This window comes from Streptomyces sp. CO7, from assembly GCF_053474865.1.
Map to the genome: position 1 here is coordinate 932,193 of NZ_JBRIOU010000002.1, position 6,397 is coordinate 938,589.

The following is a 6,397-nucleotide window of genomic DNA, read 5'->3' on the forward strand; positions in this document are numbered from 1 at the left end:
GCGTTCCACCGTGGAGACGCGGACGGAGGCGATCGACCGCAGCGGCCCGTTCTCGATCTCGGTGGGGAGCGGCGCCGTGTCCCCCCGCTTCGTCCTCCCCGGCCCCAGCTCGTCCGCCGTCACCCCGGTCGAGCCGAGGACGTCGCCGTCCTCGTCCAGGAACTCGAAGCCGACGAAGTAGTGGGCGTCCTCCTTGCCGCCGTTGGTGACCTCGTACTTCACCACGTACGAGTCCGGGCCCCACGTCGCGTGGTCCTCGAAGCCGGACTCCAGGATCCTCGCGTCCCGCGGGGTAGCGTCGTCCGGGCTCGCAACCGGCTCGGGCCGCGCGTCCACGTTCGCGCGGGCCTTCCCCGCGGTGCCGGTGTCCTCCGTGGCTCCGCAGCCGGCCACCAGGCCCGCGGCCACGACCAGGCCGACGACGGCGGCGGCGACTCTTCCTCTACGCATGGCACCTCTCCTGAACGGACAGTCGGGACGCCCGGAACGTAGCGGCGCACCCCGGCCGACGCGTGGAGGGACATGCCGAGCAGCCCGCACGAGCCACAGCTCGACCACCTGACCGATACCCGGAGCACGGGAAGGAACGGGACGTCAGGTCCGCACGGCCGGGGCCGGCGTGAGGGCGATCCGGTCCTCTCCCGCGTAGACGTTCATCGAGGCCCCCCGCAGGAAGCCCACCAGCGTGAGCCCCGTCTCCGCCGCGAGGTCCACGGCGAGCGAGGACGGCGCGGACACCGCCGCGAGCACCGGTATCCCTGCCATCACCGCCTTCTGCGCGAGCTCGAAGGACGCCCGCCCCGACACCATCAGCACGGTGCGCGACAGCGGCAGCGCGTCGTTCTGCAGGGCCCGCCCGACCAGCTTGTCCACTGCGTTGTGCCGCCCCACGTCCTCCCGGACGTCCAGCAGCTCCCCGGTCTCGGAGAACAGCGCCGCCGCGTGCAGCCCGCCGGTGCGGTCGAACACCCGCTGCGCCTCCCGCAGCCGCTCCGGCAGCACCGACAGCAGCGCCGGCTCCAGCGACATGGCCGGGCCGTCCCCGTCGTCGATCGCCCAGCGCGCCGTCGTGCGGACCGCGTCCAGGCTCGCCTTGCCGCACAGCCCGCACGAGGAGGTGGTGTAGACGTTCCGCTCCAGGGTGATGTCCGGCATCACGACCCCGGGCGCGGTCCGCACGTCCACCACGTTGTACGTGTTGGCCCCGTCGGCCGTCGCCCCCGCGCAGTACACGATGTTGCGCAGCTCAGCGGCCGAGCCCAGCACCCCCTCGCTGACGAGGAACCCGGCGGCGAGCGCGAAGTCGTCGCCGGGCGTGCGCATGGTGATGGCCAGCGGCTTGCCGTTGAGCCGGATCTCCAGAGGTTCCTCGGCGACGAGCGTGTCCGGACGGGCGGAGACCACCCCGTCGCGGATCCGGATCACCCTGCGTCGTTCCGTGACTCGTCCCATAGCCCTGTCAGTCCCGGTTCTGTACGTGCTGGCGGCCGAAGCGGCCCTTGATGCAGAGACTGCCGTGGGTCACCTGGTTGTCGTGCGGCGAGGTGACCTCGACGATCCCATTGTCCTGAACGTGCAGGGTGAGGTTGCACCCTACTCCGCAGTAGGCGCAGACCGTGGTGGTCCGCGCCTGCCGGGACCCGTCCCACGTACCCGCTGCGCGCAGGTCGAACTCGCTCGTGGCGGAGAGTCCCCCCGTCGGGCAGGCCTCGACGCAGTTGCCGCGGTACGCGCAGGCCGGCGCCCCCATGGTGAGCGCCGGCAGGACGTTCACCAGCGTCTCCACGTTGCGGGCGGCGGTGGGCCTCCCGAACAGCCCCTCCTTCACCGGGAAGGGCGGCTTCGGGGCGGCCGGCCTCCTGACAAGGCATGAGGCCGGCCGGTGCGGGAAGAGAGCGGGCAGAGGAGCGGGGGCGTCCGGAGTCTTCCCAAGCAGGTAAGCGGTACCTAAGGTTCCGGATCATGAGTCCACCGGTAGCACCGCCGGGATGGAGCCGCTGGCTCGTGCCCCCGGCCGCCCTCTCCGTCCATCTGTCCATAGGCCAGGCCTACGCCTGGAGCGTCTTCAAGGCGCCCCTGGAATCCTCGCTCGACATCAGTGGCACGCTGAGCGCGCTCCCCTTCCAGCTGGGCATCGTGATGCTGGGCCTGTCCGCGGCCTTCGGCGGCACCCTCGTCGAACGCAACGGCCCGCGCTGGGCGATGACGGTCGCCCTGGTGTGCTTCTCCTCGGGCTTCCTGCTCTCCGCCCTCGGCGCGTACACCGGGCAGTACTGGCTGATCGTGTTCGGCTACGGCTTCGTCGGCGGCATCGGCCTCGGCATCGGCTACATCTCGCCGGTCTCCACGCTGATCAAGTGGTTCCCCGACCGGCCGGGCATGGCCACCGGCATCGCCATCATGGGCTTCGGCGGCGGCGCGCTGATCGCCTCGCCCTGGTCCACCCGGATGCTGGAGTCGTTCGGCTCCGACTCCTCCGGCATCGCCACCGCCTTCCTGGTCCACGGCCTGGTCTACGCGGTGTTCATGTCGCTCGGCGTGCTGCTGATCCGCGTGCCCAGGCCCGCGGAGGGCGACGCCGCCGCCGACGCCACGGCCGGCGTCGGCGGGGTCCAGGTGTCCGCACGCGACGCCGTGCGCACGCCGCAGTTCTGGCTGCTGTGGCTGGTGCTCGTCATGAACGTCACCGCGGGCATCGGCATCCTGGAGAAGGCCGCGCCGATGATCACCGACTTCTTCGCCGACTCCTCGACGCCGGTGTCGGTCTCGGCCGCCGCCGGGTTCGTGGCGCTGCTCTCGGCGGCCAACATGGCGGGCCGGATCGGCTGGTCCTCGACCTCAGACCTGATCGGGCGCAAGAACATCTACCGCGTCTACCTGGGCGTCGGCGCGCTGATGTACCTGCTGATCGCACTGTTCGGGGACACCTCCAAGCCGCTGTTCGTGCTCTGCGCGCTGGTCATCCTGTCCTTCTACGGCGGCGGCTTCGCGACGATCCCCGCCTACCTCAAGGACCTGTTCGGCACCTACCAGGTGGGCGCCATCCACGGACGGCTGCTGACCGCCTGGTCCACGGCGGGCGTCCTCGGTCCGCTGATCGTCAACTGGATCGCCGACCGGCAGGAAGAGGCGGGCAAGCAGGGCCCCGAGCTGTACGGGACCTCGCTGTTCATCATGCTCGGACTGCTGGTCGTCGGGTTCGTGGCCAACGAGCTGGTGCGGCCGGTGCACGCCAAGTACCACGTCAAGGAGGGCGTCCATGTCGCAGAACCCGCCTGAGGACGCCGGGCGCCGCGGGCTGATCGCCTTCTCATGGCTGTGGGTCGGGGCGCCGCTCGCCTACGGCCTGTACGAACTGGTCCGCAAGGCCACCCAGCTCTTCACGGGCTGACTCCGCGACCGTCGTCGCCCACGGTGCGCCCCGTTCCCGCGACAGGGGACGGGGCGCATCGGCGTGTCGTGTCCGACGTCTCCCGCGCCGCAACTCCCCGAGCGGCGTGCGCTGTAGGCGATCGAACCGCGAGGCGCTGCAGCGGCTCGACACCGCGGTCCAGGTCCGGGTGGACCTGCGCCCCGCCCAGGGAGCCTTCGTGCACGAGCCCACCGAGGCGGAGGCGGACCAACTCCTCACCGAGCGCACGCTGCTGGAGGCCGAGGCCGAGGCTGCCCGGCTCGCCGCGGCCGACGCGGGCAGGCCGGGCATCGAGCGGCTCGAGGGGCTGTGCGCGGAGGGCGAGGCGCTGGTCACCGCGGACGACGTCGACGGCGCGGTGCAGGCCGACGCGCGCTTCCACGCCGCGCTGATCGCCGCGATCGCCGCCATCGCCGAGCGGGACGAGGCGGGGGCGACGCGGCTCGTGCGCGAGCACACGGAACACACCCGGCAGCCCCACCACGCGCGTCCCAGGGCTGACCCGGCCGCGGCGGGCGGGCCGTCGCGGTCCCGGCCGCCCACGGGACGGCCGGGCGGCGCCCCTCACACGGCGCGCATGGTGATCGTGAGGTCGACCTTGTCGTCCGGCTCCCCTTCCGCCGCGTTCGTCACGTGGAAGCTCTTGGTGAGGGGCGGCCCTCCCTTGGCGATGGTCGGACCGAGCACGGAGTAGGGAACCCACTGCACCTGCCCGTCCAGGTCACGCGTGGTGTCGCTGGCCCCCTCGTACAACTGCACGTAGGCCGGGCCGGCGACCCATACCGATCCGTCGGCCTGCCCGCTCAGCGAGTAGTGGATCTCGGCCCGGACCTCCCCGCCACATTTGCCGAACCACCAGAAACTCTGGGGGAGCTGCCCCGTTCCCCGGTGGTCGATCGGGATGTTGTAGTTGCAGACCGGGTTCTTCCCGAAGTCCTCGTGATCCATGATCCGCATCTGGACGTTGCCGACCACGTGCCACGGCGTGTCGGGCGCCGCCGAGGCCGTCGAGGCGGACGACACCAGGGCCGTCGCCGCCGCGAAGGCCGCAGGGAGCACCAGGGCCCGCCTGCCCCCTCGAAGTCGCCGGGGAAGCCGTCGCTGGGAGTTCATTGCCCTCACCTCCGCTGATTGGGCCAGGCCGTCCTCACCAGTACACCCCGCTGCGGCCACTTCGGCATCTGGCGCAGCCACCAGGCCCGGCGACGCGTGGCCGGCGCCCCGCGTGCCCCCGGCTTCCGGCTCCCGGTACGGCTGCACGAGTGCCACCCGGTCCTCACATGTCGCTTCCTGCCACTGATCAAGACCCGCCCGCGGCTGCTAGTTTCCCCGTTGCGTATTCCGTGCGAACCGAGGAGGCCGCGTCATGTCCCCGTCCGACTTACCGCCCCGGGTGGGCGTCTGGCTGATCGGGGCCCGGGGCTCCGTCGCCACCACCGCCGTCGCCGGCTGCGCGGCGCTGACCGCCGGACTGCGCCCGCCGACCGGGATGCTCACCGAGACACCCCCCTTCGCCCGCAGCGGGCTGCCCCCGCTCACCGCCCTCGTCTTCGGCGGTCACGACACCGCCGAGTGCCCGCTCACCAAGCGCGCCGAGGCACTCGCCGGGGCGGGCGTCCTGCCCCACGGCCTGCCGGACGCCGTCCGGGCCGAACTCGACGACGCCGACCGCGGGATCAGAGCGGGAGCGGCCGAGGATGCGGACGGCGTCACCGAGCGACTGGCCGACGACATCCGGGAGTTCGCGCAGCGCCGCGGCCTGCAGCGGGTCGTGGTGGTCAACGTCGCCTCCACCGAGCCGCGGACCGACGGCCCCGGACTCCCGCCGAGCGCCCTGTACGCGGCGGCCGCGCTGCTGGCCGGCTGCCCGTACGTCAATTTCACCCCCTCCGCGGGCATCCAGCACCCCGCCCTCGCCCCGCTCGTCGAGGAGACCCGGCTGCCCTACGCCGGGCGGGACGGCAAGACCGGGCAGACCCTGCTGCGGGCCGTGCTGGCGCCGATGTTCGCCCAGCGCGCCCTGGACGTGCGGGCCTGGTCGGGCACCAACCTGCTGGGCGGCGGCGACGGGGCGGCGCTGGCCGACCCGGCGGCCGCCGCCGCCAAGAACGCCGGCAAGGCGCGGGTCCTCGCCGACGCGCTCGGCGCCCTGCCGGAGGGCGGCACGCACATCGACGACGTCCCCGCGCTGGGCGACTGGAAGACGGCCTGGGACCACATCGCCTTCGACGGCTTCCTCGGCACCCGGATGGTGCTGCAGACCACCTGGCAGGGCTGCGACTCCGCGCTGGCCGCGCCGCTGGTGCTCGACCTCGCCCGGATCATGGCCCGGGCGGGGGAGCTGGGCCTGACGGGACCCCTCGGCGAGCTGGGGTTCTACTTCAAGGACCCGGTGGGGGAGGGACCGGTCGCGCTCGGCGAACAGTACGGCCGGCTCCTGCAGTTCGCGCGGCGGCTGGCGGCGGGCCGATGAGCCCGGCCCGGGACTGGGCCGAACTGCTGCGCGTCCCAGCGCTGTTCACGGTGCCCGGCGACGCGCTGGCCGGCGCGGTCGCGGGCGGCGGACGGCTCCGGACCCGCACCCTCGGCGCCGTCACCGCCTCGCTGTGCCTGTACGCGGCGGGCATGGCCCTCAACGACTGGGCCGACCGCGAGGAGGACGCACGGGAACGCCCCGGGCGGCCGCTGCCGTCCGGACGCGTCCGGACGGGGGCCGCGCTGGCCGCCGCCGGAGGCCTCACGGCGGCGGGCCTCGGCTGCGCGGCCCTGGCCGGCCGGCGCACCGCGGCCGTCGCGGTCCCCCTGGCGGCCACCGTGTGGGCCTACGACCTGCACCTCAAGCACACGCCGCTGGGACCGGTCGCCATGGGCGCCGCCCGCGCCCTGGACCTCCTGATGGGCGCGGCGTCCACCGGCGCGCCCGTCCGCGCGCTGCCGTCCGCCCTCGCCGTGGGTGCCCACACCTGCGCGGTCACGCTGGTCTCC

Annotated in this window: 7 protein-coding genes and 2 pseudogenes; 5 read left to right on the forward strand and 4 right to left on the reverse strand. The window is 73.3% G+C overall.

Going from position 1 to position 6,397, the window contains the following annotated elements; all coding sequences use genetic code 11:
* From ACOV8S_RS06260 to ACOV8S_RS06270, 3 genes and pseudogenes are all read right to left on the reverse strand, one after another.
* Positions 1 to 450, reverse strand: a 450-nt coding sequence (locus ACOV8S_RS06260) for an FxLYD domain-containing protein (RefSeq protein WP_448316549.1), incomplete at its 3' end; no start/stop codon positions are given.
* A 144-nt stretch (positions 451 to 594) separates the two neighbouring features.
* On the reverse strand, positions 595 to 1,452 hold the full coding sequence (gene fdhD / locus ACOV8S_RS06265) for a formate dehydrogenase accessory sulfurtransferase FdhD (protein WP_448316551.1): 858 nt from the start codon (positions 1,450 to 1,452) through the stop codon (positions 595 to 597).
* 7 nt (positions 1,453 to 1,459) lie between these two features.
* Positions 1,460 to 1,738: pseudogene (locus ACOV8S_RS06270) on the reverse strand (2Fe-2S iron-sulfur cluster-binding protein); the annotation flags it as partial.
* Between the two features lie 224 nt (positions 1,739 to 1,962).
* On the opposite strand from ACOV8S_RS06270, the gene ACOV8S_RS06275 reads away from it, so the two are divergent.
* The 3 genes and pseudogenes from ACOV8S_RS06275 to ACOV8S_RS06285 form a co-directional block, all read left to right on the forward strand.
* The gene (locus tag ACOV8S_RS06275) at positions 1,963 to 3,279 is read left to right on the forward strand and encodes an OFA family MFS transporter (RefSeq protein ID WP_448316553.1); all 1,317 of its coding nucleotides are present in this window, start codon (positions 1,963 to 1,965) and stop codon (positions 3,277 to 3,279) included.
* On the forward strand, positions 3,260 to 3,391 hold the full coding sequence (locus tag ACOV8S_RS06280) for an MFS transporter small subunit (protein WP_448316554.1): 132 nt from the start codon (positions 3,260 to 3,262) through the stop codon (positions 3,389 to 3,391). The genes ACOV8S_RS06275 and ACOV8S_RS06280 overlap by 20 nt, the downstream gene beginning before the upstream one ends.
* A 115-nt stretch (positions 3,392 to 3,506) precedes the next feature.
* Positions 3,507 to 3,911, forward strand: a pseudogene (locus tag ACOV8S_RS06285) (FCD domain-containing protein); the annotation flags it as partial.
* 65 nt (positions 3,912 to 3,976) lie between these two features.
* Here the strand turns inward: ACOV8S_RS06285 and ACOV8S_RS06290 are convergent.
* Positions 3,977 to 4,525: a hypothetical protein gene (locus tag ACOV8S_RS06290; protein ID WP_448316556.1), complete on the reverse strand. Its 549-nt coding sequence runs from the start codon at positions 4,523 to 4,525 to the stop codon at positions 3,977 to 3,979.
* 253 nt (positions 4,526 to 4,778) lie between these two features.
* Between ACOV8S_RS06290 and ACOV8S_RS06295 the strand changes: the two genes are divergently transcribed.
* Complete coding sequence (locus ACOV8S_RS06295; RefSeq protein ID WP_448316558.1) at positions 4,779 to 5,885, forward strand: inositol-3-phosphate synthase; 1,107 nt, start codon at positions 4,779 to 4,781, stop codon at positions 5,883 to 5,885.
* Positions 5,882 to 6,397, forward strand: a 516-nt coding sequence (locus ACOV8S_RS06300; RefSeq protein WP_448316559.1) for an SCO3242 family prenyltransferase, incomplete at its 3' end; no start/stop codon positions are given. The genes ACOV8S_RS06295 and ACOV8S_RS06300, both read left to right, overlap by 4 nt.